The sequence below is a fragment of the Streptomyces sp. NBC_00090 genome (genome assembly GCF_045160815.1).
In the GTDB taxonomy this organism is placed as follows: Bacteria; Actinomycetota; Actinomycetes; order Streptomycetales; family Streptomycetaceae; genus Streptomyces.
The window spans coordinates 4,982,113-4,999,231 of record NZ_CP108224.1 but is presented as its reverse complement, the minus strand read 5'-3'; the positions used below and the strand labels follow the sequence as shown (position 1 = coordinate 4,999,231).

Sequence of the window (17,119 nt, the reverse complement as noted above, 5' to 3'; positions counted from 1 at the left end):
GCGTTTACGGGACGGGCTAGGTTCGCCACATGGCTACTGTGCTTGTCGCATCCAACCGGGGCCCGGTCTCGTACGTGCTCGGCGAGGACGGTTCGCTCGACGCCCGCAGGGGCGGCGGCGGGCTGATCTCCGGGCTGAGCGCGCTCTCCTCGCAGGACAGCCTGTGGGTGTGCGCGGCGCTCGGCGAGGGCGATCGGGAGGCGGTGCGGCGCGGGGTCGGCGAGCCAGGCACACGGATGCTGGACATCGCCCCGGACGTGTACGCAGACGCGTACAACGGCATCGCGAACTCGGTGCTGTGGTTCCTCCACCACCATCTCTACGACATCCCGCGCGAGCCCGTCTTCGACGCGGAGTTCCGGCGCCGCTGGGAGTCGTACCGGAGCTACAACCGCGCCTTCACGGAGGCGCTGGCCGCAGAGGCGGCCGAGGGCGCGGCGGTCCTGGTGCAGGACTACCACCTGGCGCTCGTCCCCGGACAGCTCCGGGAGCTCCGCCCCGACCTGCGGATCGGACACTTCACGCACACCCCGTGGGGCTCGTCGGCGTATCTGCGGATGCTGCCGGACGACATCCGCGAGGAGCTGCTGTGGGGGATGCTCGGCGCGGACGAGCTGGGTTTCCACACCTGGGGATGGGCGTCGACGTTCATCGGCGGCGCCGCCATCGACAGCGCGGACGGGACGGCCCAGGGCAGTCTGCGGAGCGAGGACCCCTGGCGCGGGGTCGAGCACCGGCGGCGGGGCGGCCCGAAGCGCCGCACCCGGGTCGCGGCGTACCCGCTGGGCGTCGACGGCGAGGAGCTGCGGGCCCTCGCCCACCGCCCCGAGGTGGACGAGCGGCTGGCCGGGCTCCGCGAGGAGGTCGGCGACCGGAAGACCATCGTCCGGGTCGACCGCACCGAGCTGTCGAAGAACATCCTGCGCGGCCTGCTCGCCTACCGGGAGCTGCTGACCGTCCACCCCGAGTGGCGCGACCGGGTGGTCCACCTGGCCTCGGCCTACCCGTCCCGGCAGGATCTGACGACCTACCGGGAGTACACGGCCGCGGTGGCGGAGCTGGCCGGGGAGATCAACGCCGAGTTCGGCACGGCGGAGTGGCAGCCGGTCCTGGTCTCGGTGCAGGACGACTTCACCCGCTCCCTCGCCGCCTACCGGCTCGCGGACGTGGCCCTGGTGAACCCGGTGCGCGACGGCATGAACCTGGTCGCGAAGGAGATACCGGTCGTCTCGGAGGCCGGCTGCGCGCTGGTCCTGTCGCGGGAGGCGGGGGCCTACGCGGAGCTCCGCGAGGACGCGCTCACCGTGAACCCCTTCGACGTGACGGAGACCGCCGACGCCCTCCACACCGCCCTGTCGATGCCCGCGTCCGAGCGCGCCGACCGCTCGAAGCGCCTCGCCGCGGCGGCGACGGCCCTGCCGCCGCAGCGCTGGTTCCTGAACCAGCTGGAGGCGCTGCGCGGCAACTGACCGAAGCTCGTGGCGAGTACTACTCCCGCACAGGATCGACCAGCGAAAGTCGGCGCGCGGGCGCCAGTTCCGGCCGTCGGCGTAGATGAACCCTGGTCGGTGAGCTGGCAGAGAGCGCGAGACACCGAGGACCGGGACATGCCGACCTGCTCGGCGAACTCCGCCTTGCGAGCGCACGCAACGGACACCGCCGGGCCTGCCCTTCGGGCGGACGGGCTACTTTCGACACACCCCCTAGGTGACGGGAGCCACCTTCGACCTCAGGCCACCAGGGCGGTCGGCGAATGCCTTCTCCGCGTCGACCTCGTAGCACACGTTGACGCTCGAGTCACCGAGAATGGTGTCGGCGAAGCCCTGGACGTCCGCTACCGATTCCGTCTCCCACAGGCACGTTACGACGGATCCGTCGACGTGCGGGTAGAACTGCAGCACCCGGGTGCCTTCGGGCGCTCCGGTGCCGTCGATGAGGGCCTGGCCACGGGGGAACGCCGTCTCGGGGTTCAAGATCTTGTGCTGGACCACGACGTACATGGGTCCTCCTCGTCCGGTGTCGTGTCGTTCGACGATTCGACGAGGCGTTCGGAGGCGGGCGCCGCGCCGCACGTAGTCACCGATTCCATTGTGGACCGGCTGGTCACGCCGGGCTAAATCTGCGCGAGGGGTCGACCGCCAGGCCTGCCGGCCGGAGCGCCGGAACACCGCGCCGATCCGGCCGACCGGGCTGGAGTCTCTCAGGAGCCGGACGCCCGCTCCCTCCGCTCGCGTCCCCAGGCCGCGAGCGGTTCGAGGGCGTCGTTGAGGCGTGTCCCGTCCTTGGTCAGGCCGTACTCGACGCGGGGCGGGACCTCGTCGTACGAGACGCGGTCCACGATCCCGTCCGCCTCCATCTCCCGCAGGTGGGAGGCGAGCACCTTCTCGGTGATGCCCGGGACGAGGCGGCGGAGCTCGCCGAAGCGGCGCCGCGGGGGTTCGTGGAGCGCCCACAGGATGAGCACCTTCCACTTGCCGCCGATCACCTCCATCGTGGTGTCGATCCCGCAGACGTGCCCGTCCTCGGCTCCTGGCCGGTTCAGCGTCGCCATGTGCCCACCCTCCTGACCTGCTCGCTCACCTCAGGGTAACCACCCACTTCCAAGTGGGTACTTGAGCAGGTCAGAGCCCTGGACCAGCCTTGCGGTCATGACAGCGAACACGACAGACAAGACTCTTGAGACCGCTTCGGAGAAGACCCCCGTCACCCTGCTCGGCCTCGGCGCCATGGGCACCGCCCTGGCCCGCGCCTGGCTCGCCGCCGGCCACCCCCTCACCGTCTGGAACCGCACCCCGGGCCGCGCGGCCGGAGTCGCCGCCGAGGGCGCGAAGGTCGCCGGCAGCGCCGCCGAGGCGGTCGCCGCGAGCACCCTCGTCGTCGTCTGCCTGCTGGACGACTCCTCGGTCGGCGAGGCCCTCGCCGACACCGACCTGGCGGGGAAGGACCTCGTCAACCTGACCACCACCGACCCCGCCCAGGCCCGCGCCCGCGCCGAGTGGGCGCGCGAGCGGGGGGCCCGCTACCTGGACGGCGGCATCATGGCCGTCCCGCCGATGATCGGCGTCCCGGAGGCCGGCGGGTACGTCTTCTACAGCGGCGCGGGCGAGCTGTTCGAGCAGCACCGGGAGACCCTCGCCGTCCCCGCGGGCACCACGTACGTCGGCGAGGACGCGGGCCACGCGGCCCTGCACGACGTCGCCCTGCTCAGCGCGATGTACGGGATGTTCGCGGGGGCCACGCACGCCTTCGCCCTGATCCGGAAGGAGAACATCGACCCCGTCGCGTTCGCCCCGCTGCTCGGCGACTGGATCAAGGCGATGGCCGGTCCGTCGGTCACACAGACCGCCCGGCAGCTGGCGACCGGCGAATACGGCAAGGACGTGGTCTCCAGCCTCGCCATGCAGGTGGCCGGCACGCCCACCTTCCTGGCCACGGCCGAACAGCAGGGCGTGAGCCCGGAGCTGATCGGCCCGTACTTCGCGCTGATGCGCCGCTGCCTGACCGAGAGCAGCGGCGAGGAGGACCTGACGGGCGTGGTGGACCTGCTGCTGCGCTGACGGTCCGCGCCGCGTTGCTTCCGGGTAACGCTCCGAAGACAGTGAAATTTTACCTGTCCCAACCCCTCCTCCCCACGGGTCCTTTCGTGTCACACTCGCCGCGATCGTTCCCCCAGGCGATCCGTCACCCCCAAACGGACCACGCGAACCATGCGGCACATCCGCATGCGAGCGAAGGGATCGCAAGTGAAGAAGATTGTTGTGGGCATGACCCTCGGGTCGGCGCTCACCGCACTCCTCGCCGCGGGGCTCACCCCCGCCGCCGCGCAGGAGACCCAGGACACGGCACCGGCCGGCGCGGGAACCGCGCACCGGTCCGACAACCGTCCGGGACCGCTCACGAAGCAGCGCACCGAGCTGCGTGAACAGGCGATCGACAAGATCGCCAAGGGGAAGGCACGGGCGAACGCCGACGGCGTCGTCGAGGTCGCCGACGGCAAGTTCGTCGAGACCGAGACCACCACCGAGCAGCGCCAGGAGAAGATCTTCACGATCCTCTCCGAGTTCGGTACGGACGGCTCCGGCAAGCTCGGCACCGTCCCCGGCCCCCTGCACAACGAGATAGCCCAGCCGGACCGGAGCGTCGACAACTCCAACGCCTGGACCGCCGACTTCGACAAGTCGTACTACGAGAACCTCTTCAACGGCTCCGGCGAGTCGATGAAGACGTACTACGAGAAGCTCTCCGGCGGCCGCTACTCGGTCACCAACGTCGTCGAGGACTGGGTCAAGGTCCCCCACAACGCCTCCTTCTACGGCGACAACGCCGTCGAGGACACCGGCGGTTCGTGGGCCTTCATCCAGGACACCGGCGACGCCTGGTGGAACGCGCAGCTCGCGGCGGGCAAGACGCCCGCCGAGATCGACGCGTACCTCGCGCAGTTCGATGTCTGGGACCGCAACGACTGGGACCACGACGGCGACTTCAACGAGGCCGACGGCTACATCGACCACTTCCAGGCCGTGCACGCCGGCATGGGCGAGGACGCCGGCGGCGGCGCGCAGGGCGAGGACGCCATCTGGTCCCACCGCTGGTTCGTCAACGGCGACGACTACGGCCTGACCGGCCCGGACGTCTCCGGCACCCAGAACAAGGGCGGCGGCGCCCGCATCGGCCAGTCCAAGTACTGGCTCGGCGACTACACCACCGAGGGCGAGAACGGCGGACTCGGCGTCTTCTGCCACGAGTTCGGCCACGACCTCGGCCTGCCGGACTACTACGACACCGACGGCGGCGAGAACTCCACCGCCTTCTGGACGCTCATGAGCTCCGGCTCGTGGCTGAGCCACGGCGCCGCCGCCAACGCGGGCATCGGCACCCACCCGGGCCTCATGGGCGCCGAGGAGAAGCTCTTCCTCGGCTGGCTGGACTACACCGACGCCCCGCTCGGCGCCTCCGGCACGTACACCCTCAACCCGGCACAGCTCCAGGTCACCGGCAAGGACCAGGCGGTCCGCGTCGCGCTCCCGGACAAGACGACCAGCACCGCCTACGCCACCCCCACCTCGGGGACCCACGCCTGGTGGACCGGCTCGGCCGACGGCCTCAACCAGTCCCTCACCCGCTCGGTGCCGGCCGCCCCGCGCGTCACCGTCAAGGCGAGCGCCTGGTACGAGATCGAGGCGGACTACGACTACCTGTTCGCCGAGTACTCGCTCGACGGCGGGGCCACCTGGGCCCGCGCGGGCGAGGCCGTCGACGGCTCCTCGGCCGGCAAGTGGGCGACGCTGCGGTACACGTACGACGCCGCGGGCAAGGCGTCCCTCTTCCGGTTCCGCTACCAGACGGACGGCGGCGTCCACTTCGCCGGCGCGTTCCTCGACGACATCACGCTGACCTCGGGCGGTACGACCCTGACGACCGACGACGTCGAGCAGGGCGTCGGCGGCTGGACGGCCACGGGCCGCTGGAAGATCTCCACCGGCACCGAGACCGCCACCTCCCCGCGGTACTACCTCCTGGAGAACCGCGAGTACGTCGGCGCCGACGCGCTCCTCGCCGAGGGCCCGTACCAGTTCAGCAAGGGCGTCACGGCGCCGGACTGGGTGGAGTGGTTCCGCTACCAGAACGGCCTGCTCGTCTGGTACGTCGACCGGTCCTTCGACGACAACAACGTCAGCAACCACCCCGGCGGCGGCCAGGCCATGGCCGTCGACGCCCGCCCGGCCCCGTTCACCTACCCGGACGGGACCGCGCCCAGCAACCGGCGCCAGCCCTTCGACGCGACCTTCGGCCTGGAGGCCACGGACGCGACCTGCCTCCACAAGGAGGCCCTGGTGGGCAAGGGCGGCAACAAGACCGTCGAGACGCAGGCGGCCTGCGCCCCCTCCGTCCCGGGCATCCCGGTCTTCGACGACACCGACCCGAACGCGTACTACGCCACGACTGCCCCGCAGGCCAGCGTCAAGGTCGCGGGACACGGCGTACGGGTCACGGTCACCGGCGACGCCGGCGACGACCTGACGATCAGCGTGACCAACCCGGCCGCGCACTGATCACCGGTACGGCCTGAGGGGGCGGTACGGGGGGCTTCGGCTCCCCGTACCGCCCCCGCCGTTTCCCGGACCTCAGCCCCGCCCCCGTACCGCCCTCGCCGTTTCCCGGACCTCAGCCCCGCTCCCGTACCGCCCTCGCCAGTTCCGCCAGGAACGCCACCACGCCCGGCGGGCCCGCCACCGAGAGGTCCGCGCGGTCGGCGAGCTCCGGGACCTCGCTGGAGCCGCTGCACACCAGGACGCCGGGCATGCCGTCCGAGCGGAGCTTCTCGACCGCGGCGAAGGCGGGCAGGTCGCCCAGGTCGTCGCCCGCGTAGAGCACGGACCCGGCGCCCGTCTCCCGGAGGTACTCGGCGAGCGCCACGCCCTTGTCCATGCCCGGGGGCCGCAGCTCCAGGACCATCCGGCCGGGTTCCAGGACCAGGCCGTGGTGGGCGGCGAGGTCGCCGAGGGGGCCCTTGAGGGCCTCGAAGGCGCCCTCCGGGTCGAGCGCGCGCCGGGTGTGGACGGCGACCGCCCGGCCCTTCTCCTCGATCCAGACGCCCGGCCAGGCGCCGGCCCGGTCGAGGAAGCCGGGGAGCTCGGCGCGGACGGAGGCCACGCCCGGGTGCGGGGCGGCGGCCCGGACGGTACCGGTGACGGCGTCCCAGCGCTCGGCGCCGTAGTGGCCGAGGACGACGAGGTGTTCGAGGCCGGGGACTCCGGCGAAGCCGCCGTAGCGGACGGCGACCCCGGCGGGGCGGCCGGTCACCACGGCGACCGAGGCGACCTGCGGAGCGAGGGCGGCGATGGCGGCCACGGCGCCGGGATGGGCGCGGGCCTGTTCGGGGTCGGGGACGATCTCGGCGAGGGTGCCGTCGAAGTCGAGGGCGACGACGGCGTTCGCGGGGCGCGCGAGGAGCGCGGCCAGACCGTCGCGGCCGGCGGAGGTGGTCGGGTGCGGAAGGCTGCTGACCATGTTCACGACCCTACCGACGCGAGGCGGCCGCGTCAGCGTGGCCGGGGTCACTGCCCGTACCGCCGCCGCTACCGCCACCGCTGTTACCGCCGCTGCCGCGCCCGCTACCGCCGATTTCACCACCGGCGCCCCCGCTACCGCCTCTGCTGCTTCCCCGCCCTCACCCTGCGCAGCCGGTTGACCGTCACCGGGTCGTGCTCCAGGGCGCGCGGGTCGTCGAGGAGGGCGTTGAGCAGCTGGTAGTAGCGGGTCGGGGAGAGGCCGAGGCCCTCGCGGACCGCCCGCTCCTTGGCGCCGGGGCCGGGCCAGGAGCGGCGCTCGACGGCGAGGAGGGCCCGCTCGCGCTCGCCGAGCCCGCTGCCGTCCGTCCCGCCCTGCTCTTCGGTCATACGAACAACCTATTACTCGGCATTCTCGGCCGCCGTCGCCGCCCGACCGATCTTGCCGAGGACCTCGGCGGGCCTGCCCGCCGGGGTGACGGCCCTGCCGATGTTCTGCTTGACGTTCTCGCTGACCGTGGCCCACGAGGTCTTGCCGACCGGCGGGAGCTGGGCGTCCGGGAGCCCCTTGAGGAACTCGCGCAGGTTGGCGTACTCGGGGTCGGTCTCCATGCGGGTGGAGGCGCTGACGGTCACCGGCAGCAGGTCGTTGTCCCCGGCGAACTTCAGGACGTTCTCGTCGTTGAAGACGAAGTTGAGGAAGTCGCCGATCTCCTTGCGGTGACCGTTCTGCTTGAAGCCCATGATCCAGTCGGCGACGCCCATGGAGCTCTTGGGCTTGCCGTCGATGCCGGGGAGCGCGACCTGCCCGACCTCGACGCCCTTCTTCGCGGCCTCCTTGAGCAGCGAGGGGTGGCCGTTGAGCATGCCGACCTCGCCGCTCGCGAAGGCGGCGAAGGCGGCCTTGCGGTTGAGCTTGCCGGGGGCGACGGGACCGGTGAGGCCCTTGGTGACCAGGTTGTCCTTCAGCCAGGTGAAGGTGGCTATGTTCGCGTCGGAGTCGACGGCGTAGTGGTCGCTGGCGTCGGTCCAGCCGCCGCCGCCGCTGAGCATCCACATCAGGGCCTCGGCCTGGGCCTCCTCGGGGCCGAGCGGCAGCGCGAAGGGGGTGCGGACGCCCTCGTCCTTGAGCTTCTCGGCGGCCTCGGCGAGCTCGGCCCAGGTGGTGGGGGCCTTGGCCCCGGCCGACTCGAAGAGGGCCTTGTTGTAGAAGAGCGGCCGGGTGGAGGCGACGAAGGGCATCCCGTACTGGGTGCGCTTGGACTCGCCCGCGGCGACGAGCGGGGCGAGGAAGTTGGCCTGGACGGGGATGGAGAGGACCTCGTCGGCGGCGTAGAGCTCTCCGGCGGCCGCGTAGTCGGCGTAGGCGCCGATCTGCGCCACGTCGGGGGCCTTGTCGGCCTTGACCATCTCGGCGACCTTGCGGTCGACGTCGTCCCAGGACTCGATCTGGATCTCGACCTTGATGCCGGGGTGCTTCGCCTCGAAGGCGGCGACGAGGTCGGTCCAGTACTTCTTGGTCGTGTCACCGCCGGTCAGGTCGTAGTCGGCGGCGACCAGTCTGAGGGTCACGTCGCCGGATTCGCCCTCCAGGAGGCCGCACCCGGAGACCGTGGCGGTCAGTCCGAGGGCGGCGGCGGCCGCGGTCAGTCCAAGGAATCGTCGCCGCTCCACGGCTTCATCCACCTTCTGCTCGTCGTTGAGCTGCGTTGAGCTGCGTGTTTGCTCTACACAGGGCCGCAAGTCTCCCTTGCGGCCGGGCATGAGGTCTACACCACTTGGGTATCACTTCCGCAACACAGCCGGGACCATGGACCCATGACGGGCCGCGAATTTGTATCCGTACGCAACAATCCCCGGCAGTGGACTAGACCTTTTGGGTACCCACACGCCAAACTGTCCCCCGTGAGACACGTCATCGCCCTGGATGTGGGCGGCACCGGCATGAAGGCCGCCCTAGTCGGGGCGGACGGCACCCTGCTCCACGAGGCCCGCCGCGCCACCGGGCGCGACCGCGGCCCCGAGGCCGTGGTGGAGACCATCCTCGGCTTCGCCGAGGAGCTCCGAGCCCTCGGTCAGGAGCGGTACGGCGAGCCCGCCGCGGCCGCCGGAGTCGCCGTCCCCGGCATCGTCGACGCCGAGAACGGCATCGCCGTCTACGCCGCCAACCTCGGCTGGCGCGACGTTCCCATGCGCGAACTCCTCAGCCGACGCCTCGACGGCATCCCCGTCGCCCTCGGCCACGACGTCCGCACCGGCGGCCTCGCCGAAGGACGCATCGGCGCGGGCAACGGCGCCGACCGCTTCCTCTTCGTGCCCCTCGGCACCGGCATCGCCGGCGCCATCGGCATCGGCGACCGCATCGAGGCCGGCGCCCACGGCTACGCCGGCGAGATCGGCCACATCGTCGTCCGCCCCGGCGGCGCCGACTGCGGCTGCGGCCAGCGCGGCTGCCTGGAGCGGTACGCCTCCGCCTCCGCCGTCTCGCAGGCCTGGGCCGCCGCCAGTGGCGACCCCGATGCCGACGCCGCCGACTGCGCCAAGGCCGTCGAATCCGGCGACCCCACGGCCGTACGGGTCTGGCAGGACGCCGTCGACGCCCTCGCCGACGGCCTCGTCACCGCGCTCACCCTGCTGGACCCCCGCACACTGATCATCGGTGGCGGTCTCGCGGAGGCCGGGGAAACCTTGTTCACACCACTTCGGGCCGCGGTGGAGGAGCGAGTCACGTTCCAGAAGCTGCCCGCCATCGTCCCGGCGGCCCTCGGGGACACCGCCGGATGCCTGGGTGCGGGCCTCCTCGCCTGGGACCTGCTCGCCGACCAGCACCCCACCGACTCGGAGGTTTCCGCCTGATGGCCGATCACCAGGTTCTCGCCGGCGCACACGTCGTGCTGCCCACCGGAATCGTCGAGAACGGACGCGTGATCGTCGAAGGCGACCGCATCACCGGCAGTGCGCCGGAAGGCGCCCCGGCCATCGACCTGACCGGGCACTGGCTCGTCCCCGGCTTCGTCGACATGCACAACCACGGCGGCGGCGGCGCCTCCTTCACCTCGGGCACCGTCGACGAGGTCCTCAAGGGCGTCCACACCCACCGTCTGCACGGCACCACCACCGTCGTCGCCTCCTTCGTCACCGGCGAGATGGACTTCCTCACCCAGCGGGCCGGCCTGCTCTCCGAGCTCGCCGAGCAGGGCGAGATCGCCGGCCTCCACTTCGAGGGCCCGTTCATCTCCCCCTGCCGCAAGGGCGCCCACGACGAGACGCTGCTCCGCGACCCCGACCCGGCCGACGTGCGCAAGCTCATCGACGCCGGCCGCGGCCAGGCCAAGATGGTCACGCTCGCCACCGAGCTGCCCGGCGGCATCGACTCCGTCCGCCTCCTCGCCGAGCACGGCGTGATCGCCGCCATCGGCCACACCGACGCGACGTACGAGCAGACCGTCGCCGCCATCGACGCGGGCGCCACCGTCGCCACGCACCTCTACAACGCGATGCCCACCCTCGGCCACCGCGCGCCCGGCCCGATCGCCGCCCTCCTGGAGGACGAGCGGATCACCGTCGAGCTCATCAACGACGGCACCCACCTCCACCCCGCCGCACTGGAGCTCGCCTTCCACCACGCGGGCCCCCAGCGCGTCGCCTTCATCACCGACGCCATGGACGCCGCCGGCTTCGGCGACGGCCACTACACCCTCGGCTCGCTCGCCGTCGAGGTCAAGGACGGCGTCGCCCGCCTCGTCGAGGGCGACTCCATCGCCGGCTCGACCCTCACCCTGGACCGCGCCTTCAAGCGCGCCGCCACCATCGACGGCCTCCCCGTCGATGCGGTCGTCCAGGCCATCTCCGCCAACCCGGCCCGGCTGCTCGGCGTCTACGACCGCGTCGGCTCCCTGGAGCCCGGCAAGGACGCCGACATCGTCGTCCTCGACGCCGAGTTCACCCTCAAGGGCGTCATGCGCAAGGGCGCCTGGATCGTCGACCCGACGGACGCCACCACGGTCTGATCAGGAGTCATACGGAAGGGCGGTCGGCCGGGGGTCTGGGCCAACCGCCTTTCCTTTGGCATGATCGGTGCCCGTCGGAGCGTGCGTTCCGCAGGACTTCACACGGAGTACGGGGGGTGGACAGGTGATCCTCACGGTCACCCTCAACACGGCACTGGACCTGACCTACCGGGTCCCCGCCCTCACCCCGCACGCCTCCCACCGGGTCACCCAGGTCATCGAGCGCCCCGGCGGCAAGGGCCTCAACGTCGCCCGCGTGCTCGCCGCCCTCGGCCACGAGACCGTCGTCACCGGCTTCGCGGGCGGCGCCACCGGCGCGATGCTGAAGGACCTCCTCGCCGCGACCCCGGTCCGGGACGAGCTCGTGGCGACCGCGGGCCCCACCCGCCGTACCGTCGCCGTCGTCGACACCGCGAGCGGCGACACGACCCAGCTCAACGAACCCGGACCCGCCGTCACCGCCGACGAGTGGGCCGCCTTCCGCACCCGCTTCGCCGAACTCCTCGACGGGGCCCGGGCGGTCGCCCTCTGCGGCAGCCTGCCGCCGGGCATCCACGTGGGGGCGTACGCGGAACTCGTCCGGCTCGCCCGCGCCGCCGCCGTCCCCGTACTCCTCGACACCAGCGGGGAACCCCTGCGGCGGGGCATCGCCGCCCGCCCCGACCTGGTGAAGCCGAACGCCGACGAGCTCGCGCAGCTCACCGGCTCCCGCGAACCCCACCGCGCCACCCTCGACGCGCGCCGCCGGGGCGCCCACGCGGTGGTCTCCTCGCTCGGCCCGGAGGGCCTGCTCGCCGCCACCCCCGAGGGGCTGTGGCGGGCCGCACCGCCGGCCGCCGTCAAGGGCAACCCGACGGGCGCGGGCGACTCGGCCGTCGCCGGCCTGCTCTCGGGCCTGGTCGACGGAGCCCCCTGGCCCGAGCGCCTCACCCGGGCGGTCGCCCTCTCGGCGGCCACGGTCCTCTCCCCGGTGGCCGGGGAGTACGACGCGACGGCCTACGCGGAGCTGCTGCCCCGCGTGAAGGTGACGGAGGAGATCGCCTGAGACCCCCGAGGGGTCAGCTCGGGCCGCCCGGCGTGACTTCCAGCCAGTCGAGCAGCACGTTGCACTGATTGCCCGTCTCGCAGGAGATCTTGATCTCGTTCTCGCCCTTCTGGAGGGTGACCGGCGCCCAGGTGGTCTGCCAGTTCTTCTCCAGGTTCGCGTCCGTGGAGTGGATGAAGTTCTTCAGCCCGATCGGCAGCGTGTTCGCCTTGCCGTTGACCGTCAGGGTGGCGTTGGCGTCGACCGCGGGGATCGCGTACCGCACGGTCAGGCGGTAGCCGCCCTTCGTCGGCATGGTCGCCTTCCACGTCACCGAGGCGCCGACCTGGTTGAAGCCCGAGACATAGGTGCCGTCGACGCCCTCGGCGCCCTTGACGGTCTTCTCCGTGGCGGCCGAGCCGCCCAGCTTCAGCGTCGCCGCGTCCTGCTTCGGGAGCTCGACCGGGGTCGGCTCCGTGCTGGGCTCGGTGCTGGGCTCCTGGGAGCCGCCCTGGGAGGGCGCGGTCGACGGCGTACCGCCGCCGGCCTGGTCGCCCTTGTCGTCCTTGTTGCCCGAGTTGCTGATCACGGCGGCGGCGATGCCGACGACGACGACCGCGACGACCGCGACCGCACCGATCAGCAGGCCCCTGGTGTTGGGGCCGCGGCCGGAGCCGCCGCGCTGGGGCGGCGGCGGGGACTGGCGGGTCGGCGGGCCGCCGTAGGTCTCGGGGGCGGCGTACTGCGCCTGCGGCTGGCCGTGCGGGGCCTGCTGCTGCGGCGGGACGTAGGGCTGCTGCTGGTGCTGGCCGTACTGGCGCTCGCCGACCGTCCTGACCTGGTTGTACGAGGTCCGGGGCACGCCGGGCTGAGCGGGGGCGGGGCCGGGGTAGCCGTAGCCACCGCCCTGCGGTGCCTGGGCGCCCGCTGCCTGACCATCCGCGTACAGGTAGCCGAACGGATCGTCGTCCTCGGGCTTGCTCGCGCCGTCGTTACCGGCAGCCATCCGGGTCACTCCTATCCATGCTCGCCAGCCGTCGCCGACCGGGCCGAGCCTACCCCGAACGGACCAGAGCACGGTGCGGGCCTTGACAGGCGACCGGGCGGCCGTGGCCTCAGCCGGCCCGCCGCTGGACCTTGGCGCGGGAGCGCTTCTCGATGTACATCCGCTGGTCGGCGGAGTTCAGGACCTCTTCGACGGTCATGCCGCACTCGGCCCAGCCGATGCCGAAACTCGCCCCGACACGGACCGCCCGCCCGTCCACCCGGATCGGCGGAATGATCGCGTTCCGGAGGCGTACGGCGAGGTCGGCGGCGTCGGCCGCGCCGAGGCCGTCGGCGAGGACGACGAACTCGTCACCGCCGAGCCGGGCGACCGTGTCCCCGTCCCGGACGCCGGTGGTGAGCCGGCGGGCGACCTCGATGAGGACGGCGTCGCCGGTGTGGTGACCGAAGCGGTCGTTGATCGACTTGAAGCCGTCGAGGTCGCAGAAGAGGACGGCGAGCCCCTTCGTCCCGTCGTCGACCTCACCCGTGGAGGGGGCGACGGTGTGGACGTGGTGGTCGTAGGGGCCGGCGCCGTTCGCCGGTTCGAAACCGAAGCCGTGCTCGTGCTCGTACGGCGACTCGTAGCGGGATTCGCCGCCCGTGACGGCCTCGTGCCCGGCGTCGTGCCCCTGGCCGTAGCCGGGGCCGTAGCCGCCGTCCCTGGCCGAGTCGTAGCCGCCGTCGTGCCCGCCGCCGTCGTAGCCGGCGTACCCCGCGGCCTGGGCGGGGCGCTCGCAGAGGCGGGCGGAGAGCCGGGAGCGCAGCTCGGCACTGTTGGGGAGCCCGGTGAGGGCGTCGTGCGAGGCGCGGTGGGCGAGCTGGAGCTCGTGGCGCTTGCGCTCCTCGATGTCCTCGACGTGGGTGAGGAGGAAGCGGGGGCCGTCGGCGGTGTCGGCGACGACCGAGTTGCGCAGGGACACCCAGACGTAGGTGCCGTCGCGCCGTCCGAGGCGCAGCTCGGCGCGGCCGCCCTCGGCGGAGGTCCGGAGCAGGGTCCCTATGTCCTCGGGGTGGACGAGGTCGGCGAAGGAGTAGCGCCGCATCACGGAGGCGGGCCGGCCGAGGAGCCGGCACAGGGCGTCGTTGGTACGGAGCAGCCGGCCGTGCTGGTCGCCGCCCATCTCGGCGATGGCCATGCCGGAGGGGGCGTACTCGAAGGCCTGCCGGAAGGACTCCTCGCTGGCGCGGAGTGCCTGCTGTTCCCGTTCGAGCCGGACCAGGGCGCGCTGCATGTTGGAGCGGAGGCGGGCGTTGCTGATCGCGATCGCCGACTGCGAGGCGTACATCTGGAGCGCCTCCTGGCCCCAGGGGCCCGGGTGGCGGCCGTTGCGCGGGCGGTCGACGGATATGACGCCGAGGAGTTCACGGCCGGAGCCGGAGGCGTACATGGGGGCGTAAAGGCGGTCGTGGGGGTGCCACTCGTCCTCGAAGCGGGGCGCGGGGCCGTCGGTGTGCCACTGGGGGACGTCGTCCTCCATGAGGACCCAGCCCTCGGTGTGCGGGATGAAGCGGAGGTCGCCCCAGGCGGAGCCCATGGAGAGACGGCGGTCCCAGGAGGCGCGGGAGCCGACCCGGCCGGTGATCAGGGCCTCGGCGGCGGAGCTTCCGGCGAAGGCGGCGACGACGAGGTCACCGTCGGGGCGTACGAGGTTGACACAGGCCAGCTCGTAGTTGAGACCGGCGACCACACCGTCGGCGACGGTCTGCAGGGTGTCCGCCAGGCTGCGGGCTGTGTTGAGGTCCGCCACGACCGTGTGCAGCTGCCGCAGGGTCGAGAGACGGACGTACGGCTCCGACTCGGTCTCCATCGCTCGCTCTCCCCGAGACCTCGACAGCAACTCCAGGGTTCTCATCGGCTTCGTACTGCACTGTCCCTGCCACTGAATCACAGCGAGCTGCGCACCCGGTACACAGGGTCAGCAAATACTGGCCTCTGTGACTCAAGTCACAGCAGGTCATGGCGGGTCGTGCACACCATCCCGCCGTGTCCGGCCCTCGTGGTCCGCACCGGGGTACACGTGCCACCCGACACGTGCCACCGGACGCGCCACCGGAGCGGGTGGCCGGGGGTCCTAGGACCGTCGGGGGTGGCGGACTGGTCCCCCGGCCCGATGTGGCCCCGGCCCCGCCGGGACTAGCGTGCGGATGTGCTGCAGAAGACCCTCGCCCCGCCCCCCGTGTCCGATCTGGCCATCCCTCATGCTGAGGGGGTGAGCAACGACGAGTTCCGGGCGGCGATGTCCCGCCTCGCCGCGGGCGTGGTCCTGGTGACGGCGCACGACCCCGACGAGGGCCCGCGCGGCGAGGACGTCGGCATGACGGCCACCGCCTTCATGTCGGTCTCCCTCGACCCGCCCCTGGTCCTGGTCAGCCTCCGCAACGACTCCCGCATGGACGACCTGCTCGCCGAGGTCCCCGTCTGGGCGGTCTCGGTCCTCTCCGAGCACCAGCGGCAGATCGCCGGGCGCTTCGCGATGAAGAACCGCGTCAGCGACCGGCTCCTCTTCGCCGACCTCCCGTACACCCGCGGCGAGGAGAGCGGCGCGCCGCTGCTCGGCGACGCGCTCTCGGTCCTGGAGTGCCGTACGGAGAGCCGTGTCGTGGCCGGGGACCACACCCTGGTCGTCGGCCGGGTCCTGACGGTGGGCCTGCCCTCGACGGACGGCAGCGGCCCGCTGACGTACTTCCAGGGGAAGTACCGGCACCTCAGCTGAACCGGGCGGGGCGCTCAGCCCCAGTCGCCGCGGGACTGCCGGGTCCGCTTGGTCTCCGAGCGCTGCTTCTTCTCGCGCAGCCGGCGTTCGTTGATACCGCGCGGGATCTTCGTCGCCCTGCGGGGCTTCGGCGGCGGGGCCGTCGCCTCGGCGAGGAGCGCGGCGAGGCGGACCGCGGCCGTCTCGCGGTTGCGCCACTGGGAGCGGTGCTCCGAGGCGCGGACCGTCACGACGCCGTTGACCAGGCGGGAGGCGAGGCGCTCCAGGGCGCGCGCCTTCCACACCTCGGGGAGCGACGCGGTGGCCGCGAGGTCGAAGCGGAGCTCCACCTGCGAGTCGCTGGTGTTCACGTGCTGCCCGCCCGGACCCGACGAACGCGAGAAACGCCACTGGAGCTCGGCCTCGGGAAGCGAGACGGAGCCGCGGATGGGATAGGGACCGGACATGCCCTCCATGTTCCCCGCAGTGGGCCGTTGGAGTCATCCTCTTTTCGCCGGGAACCCACCGGGAACCGCTGGGGCCCCGTGCGCGTTTCACCAGGCGACGACACCACGATGAAAGGGACTTTCCATGGCTGTGAGCCTGTCCAAGGGCGGCAACGTCTCCCTGACCAAGGAGGCCCCCGGCCTCACCGCCGTCACCGTGGGCCTCGGCTGGGACGTCCGCACCACCACCGGCACCGACTTCGACCTCGACGCCTCCGCGATCGGCGTGGACGCCGCCGGCAAGGTCGCCTCCGACGCCCACTTCGTCTTCTTCAACAACAAGGCGACGCCGGACCAGACCATCGTCCACACCGGTGACAACCGCACCGGCGAGGGCGGCGGCGACGACGAGCAGATCAACGTCAACCTCGCGGGCCTCCCGGCGAACGTCGACAAGATCGTCTTCCCGGTCTCCATCTACGACGCGGTCGCCCGCTCGCAGAACTTCGGCCAGGTGCGGAACGCCTACATCCGCATCGTCAACCAGGCCGGCGGCGCCGAGCTCGCCCGCTACGACCTCTCCGAGGACGCCGCCGTCGAGACCGCCATGGTCTTCGGCGAGCTCTACCGCAACGGCGCCGAGTGGAAGTTCCGCGCCGTGGGCCAGGGCTACGCCTCGGGCCTGGAGGGCATCGCCCGCGACTTCGGCGTCAACCTCTGACGTATCGCCGTCTGACACCTCGCCGTGTGACGCGTCGCCGTCACGCGTCGCCGTCTGGCGTAGCGCCGTGTGACGCATCGCCGTCACGCGTCGCCGTCTGGCGTAACGCCCTCTGGCGTATCGCCGTCTGACGCATCGACACGGATGAGCCCCGGCCGGGATTCCCGG

Annotated in this window: 16 protein-coding genes; 8 read left to right on the top strand and 8 right to left on the bottom strand. The window is 72.1% G+C overall.

The genetic code is table 11. The features are described 5' to 3' along the window. Positions 1–29 precede the first annotated feature (29 nt). Positions 30–1,469 carry a trehalose-6-phosphate synthase gene (locus OG361_RS22390; RefSeq protein WP_405856129.1) on the top strand — a complete coding sequence of 480 codons (1,440 nt, stop codon included), beginning with the start codon at positions 30–32 and terminating at the stop codon, positions 1,467–1,469. Positions 1,470–1,703: 234 nt separating this feature from the next. On the opposite strand, the gene OG361_RS22385 is transcribed toward OG361_RS22390, so the two are convergent. Both OG361_RS22385 and OG361_RS22380 read right to left on the bottom strand, forming a co-directional pair. Continuing rightward, the gene (locus OG361_RS22385) at positions 1,704–2,000 is read right to left on the bottom strand and encodes a hypothetical protein (RefSeq protein WP_405856127.1); all 297 of its coding nucleotides are present in this window, start codon (positions 1,998–2,000) and stop codon (positions 1,704–1,706) included. 200 nt (positions 2,001–2,200) lie between these two features. Continuing rightward, positions 2,201–2,551: a winged helix-turn-helix transcriptional regulator gene (locus tag OG361_RS22380; RefSeq protein ID WP_405856125.1), complete on the bottom strand. Its 351-nt coding sequence runs from the start codon at positions 2,549–2,551 to the stop codon at positions 2,201–2,203. 97 nt (positions 2,552–2,648) lie between these two features. Here OG361_RS22380 and OG361_RS22375 point away from each other — a divergent pair, with 97 nt between their 5' ends. Further along, positions 2,649–3,557: an NAD(P)-dependent oxidoreductase gene (locus OG361_RS22375; protein WP_405856123.1), complete on the top strand. Its 909-nt coding sequence runs from the start codon at positions 2,649–2,651 to the stop codon at positions 3,555–3,557. A 186-nt stretch (positions 3,558–3,743) separates the two neighbouring features. Continuing rightward, positions 3,744–6,053, top strand: coding sequence for an immune inhibitor A domain-containing protein (locus OG361_RS22370; protein WP_405856121.1), 2,310 nt, complete (start codon positions 3,744–3,746; stop codon positions 6,051–6,053). 112 nt (positions 6,054–6,165) lie between these two features. Here the strand turns inward: OG361_RS22370 and otsB are convergent, their stop codons facing one another. From otsB to OG361_RS22355, 3 genes are all read right to left on the bottom strand, one after another. After that, positions 6,166–7,011 carry a trehalose-phosphatase gene (otsB, locus tag OG361_RS22365; RefSeq protein ID WP_405856119.1) on the bottom strand — a complete coding sequence of 282 codons (846 nt, stop codon included), beginning with the start codon at positions 7,009–7,011 and terminating at the stop codon, positions 6,166–6,168. A 134-nt stretch (positions 7,012–7,145) separates the two neighbouring features. Then, positions 7,146–7,400: a DUF3263 domain-containing protein gene (locus OG361_RS22360; protein ID WP_405856117.1), complete on the bottom strand. Its 255-nt coding sequence runs from the start codon at positions 7,398–7,400 to the stop codon at positions 7,146–7,148. Between the two features lie 12 nt (positions 7,401–7,412). Next, positions 7,413–8,696: an extracellular solute-binding protein gene (locus tag OG361_RS22355; RefSeq protein ID WP_405856115.1), complete on the bottom strand. Its 1,284-nt coding sequence runs from the start codon at positions 8,694–8,696 to the stop codon at positions 7,413–7,415. Between the two features lie 219 nt (positions 8,697–8,915). Here OG361_RS22355 and OG361_RS22350 point away from each other — a divergent pair, with 219 nt between their 5' ends. The 3 genes from OG361_RS22350 (at position 8,916) to OG361_RS22340 (ending at position 12,065) form a co-directional block, all read left to right on the top strand. Continuing rightward, on the top strand, positions 8,916–9,866 hold the full coding sequence (locus tag OG361_RS22350) for an ROK family protein (RefSeq protein ID WP_405856113.1): 951 nt from the start codon (positions 8,916–8,918) through the stop codon (positions 9,864–9,866). After that, complete coding sequence (gene nagA, locus OG361_RS22345; protein WP_405856111.1) at positions 9,866–11,020, top strand: N-acetylglucosamine-6-phosphate deacetylase; 1,155 nt, start codon at positions 9,866–9,868, stop codon at positions 11,018–11,020. Before OG361_RS22350 ends, nagA begins: the two co-directional genes overlap by 1 nt. A 124-nt stretch (positions 11,021–11,144) precedes the next feature. Next, complete coding sequence (locus tag OG361_RS22340; RefSeq protein ID WP_405856109.1) at positions 11,145–12,065, top strand: 1-phosphofructokinase family hexose kinase; 921 nt, start codon at positions 11,145–11,147, stop codon at positions 12,063–12,065. A 13-nt stretch (positions 12,066–12,078) separates the two neighbouring features. Here OG361_RS22340 and OG361_RS22335 read toward each other — a convergent pair whose 3' ends face one another. Together OG361_RS22335 and cdgB are read right to left on the bottom strand one after the other, a co-directional pair. Next, positions 12,079–13,050, bottom strand: a complete 972-nt coding sequence (locus tag OG361_RS22335) for a CBM35 domain-containing protein (protein ID WP_405856107.1) — start codon at positions 13,048–13,050, stop codon at positions 12,079–12,081. A gap of 109 nt (positions 13,051–13,159) precedes the next feature. Then, on the bottom strand, positions 13,160–14,899 hold the full coding sequence (cdgB, locus tag OG361_RS22330; RefSeq protein ID WP_405856105.1) for a diguanylate cyclase CdgB: 1,740 nt from the start codon (positions 14,897–14,899) through the stop codon (positions 13,160–13,162). 339 nt (positions 14,900–15,238) lie between these two features. On the opposite strand from cdgB, the gene OG361_RS22325 reads away from it, so the two are divergent. Then, positions 15,239–15,805, top strand: coding sequence for a flavin reductase family protein (locus OG361_RS22325; RefSeq protein WP_405856103.1), 567 nt, complete (start codon positions 15,239–15,241; stop codon positions 15,803–15,805). Positions 15,806–15,819: 14 nt separating this feature from the next. Here OG361_RS22325 and arfB read toward each other — a convergent pair whose 3' ends face one another. Then, a complete protein-coding gene (gene arfB / locus OG361_RS22320; protein ID WP_384572767.1) occupies positions 15,820–16,260 on the bottom strand; it encodes an alternative ribosome rescue aminoacyl-tRNA hydrolase ArfB in 441 nt (146 codons plus the stop codon). A gap of 115 nt (positions 16,261–16,375) precedes the next feature. Between arfB and OG361_RS22315 the strand changes: the two genes are divergently transcribed. Then, positions 16,376–16,951 carry a TerD family protein gene (locus tag OG361_RS22315; RefSeq protein ID WP_405856101.1) on the top strand — a complete coding sequence of 192 codons (576 nt, stop codon included), beginning with the start codon at positions 16,376–16,378 and terminating at the stop codon, positions 16,949–16,951. Positions 16,952–17,119 lie beyond the last annotated feature (168 nt).

Bases quoted from the DNA above. Each gene is read 5' to 3' on its own strand.
- OG361_RS22390 (WP_405856129.1), top strand. From the start codon at position 30: ATGGCTACTGTGCTTGTCGCATCCAACCGGGGCCCGGTCTCGTACGTG.
- OG361_RS22385 (WP_405856127.1), bottom strand. From the start codon at position 2,000: ATGTACGTCGTGGTCCAGCACAAGATCTTGAACCCCGAGACGGCGTTC.
- OG361_RS22380 (WP_405856125.1), bottom strand. From the start codon at position 2,551: ATGGCGACGCTGAACCGGCCAGGAGCCGAGGACGGGCACGTCTGCGGG.
- OG361_RS22375 (WP_405856123.1), top strand. From the start codon at position 2,649: ATGACAGCGAACACGACAGACAAGACTCTTGAGACCGCTTCGGAGAAG.
- otsB (WP_405856119.1), bottom strand. From the start codon at position 7,011: ATGGTCAGCAGCCTTCCGCACCCGACCACCTCCGCCGGCCGCGACGGT.
- OG361_RS22360 (WP_405856117.1), bottom strand. From the start codon at position 7,400: ATGACCGAAGAGCAGGGCGGGACGGACGGCAGCGGGCTCGGCGAGCGC.
- nagA (WP_405856111.1), top strand. From the start codon at position 9,866: ATGGCCGATCACCAGGTTCTCGCCGGCGCACACGTCGTGCTGCCCACC.
- OG361_RS22335 (WP_405856107.1), bottom strand. From the start codon at position 13,050: ATGGCTGCCGGTAACGACGGCGCGAGCAAGCCCGAGGACGACGATCCG.
- cdgB (WP_405856105.1), bottom strand. From the start codon at position 14,899: ATGGAGACCGAGTCGGAGCCGTACGTCCGTCTCTCGACCCTGCGGCAG.
- arfB (WP_384572767.1), bottom strand. From the start codon at position 16,260: ATGGAGGGCATGTCCGGTCCCTATCCCATCCGCGGCTCCGTCTCGCTT.
- OG361_RS22315 (WP_405856101.1), top strand. From the start codon at position 16,376: ATGGCTGTGAGCCTGTCCAAGGGCGGCAACGTCTCCCTGACCAAGGAG.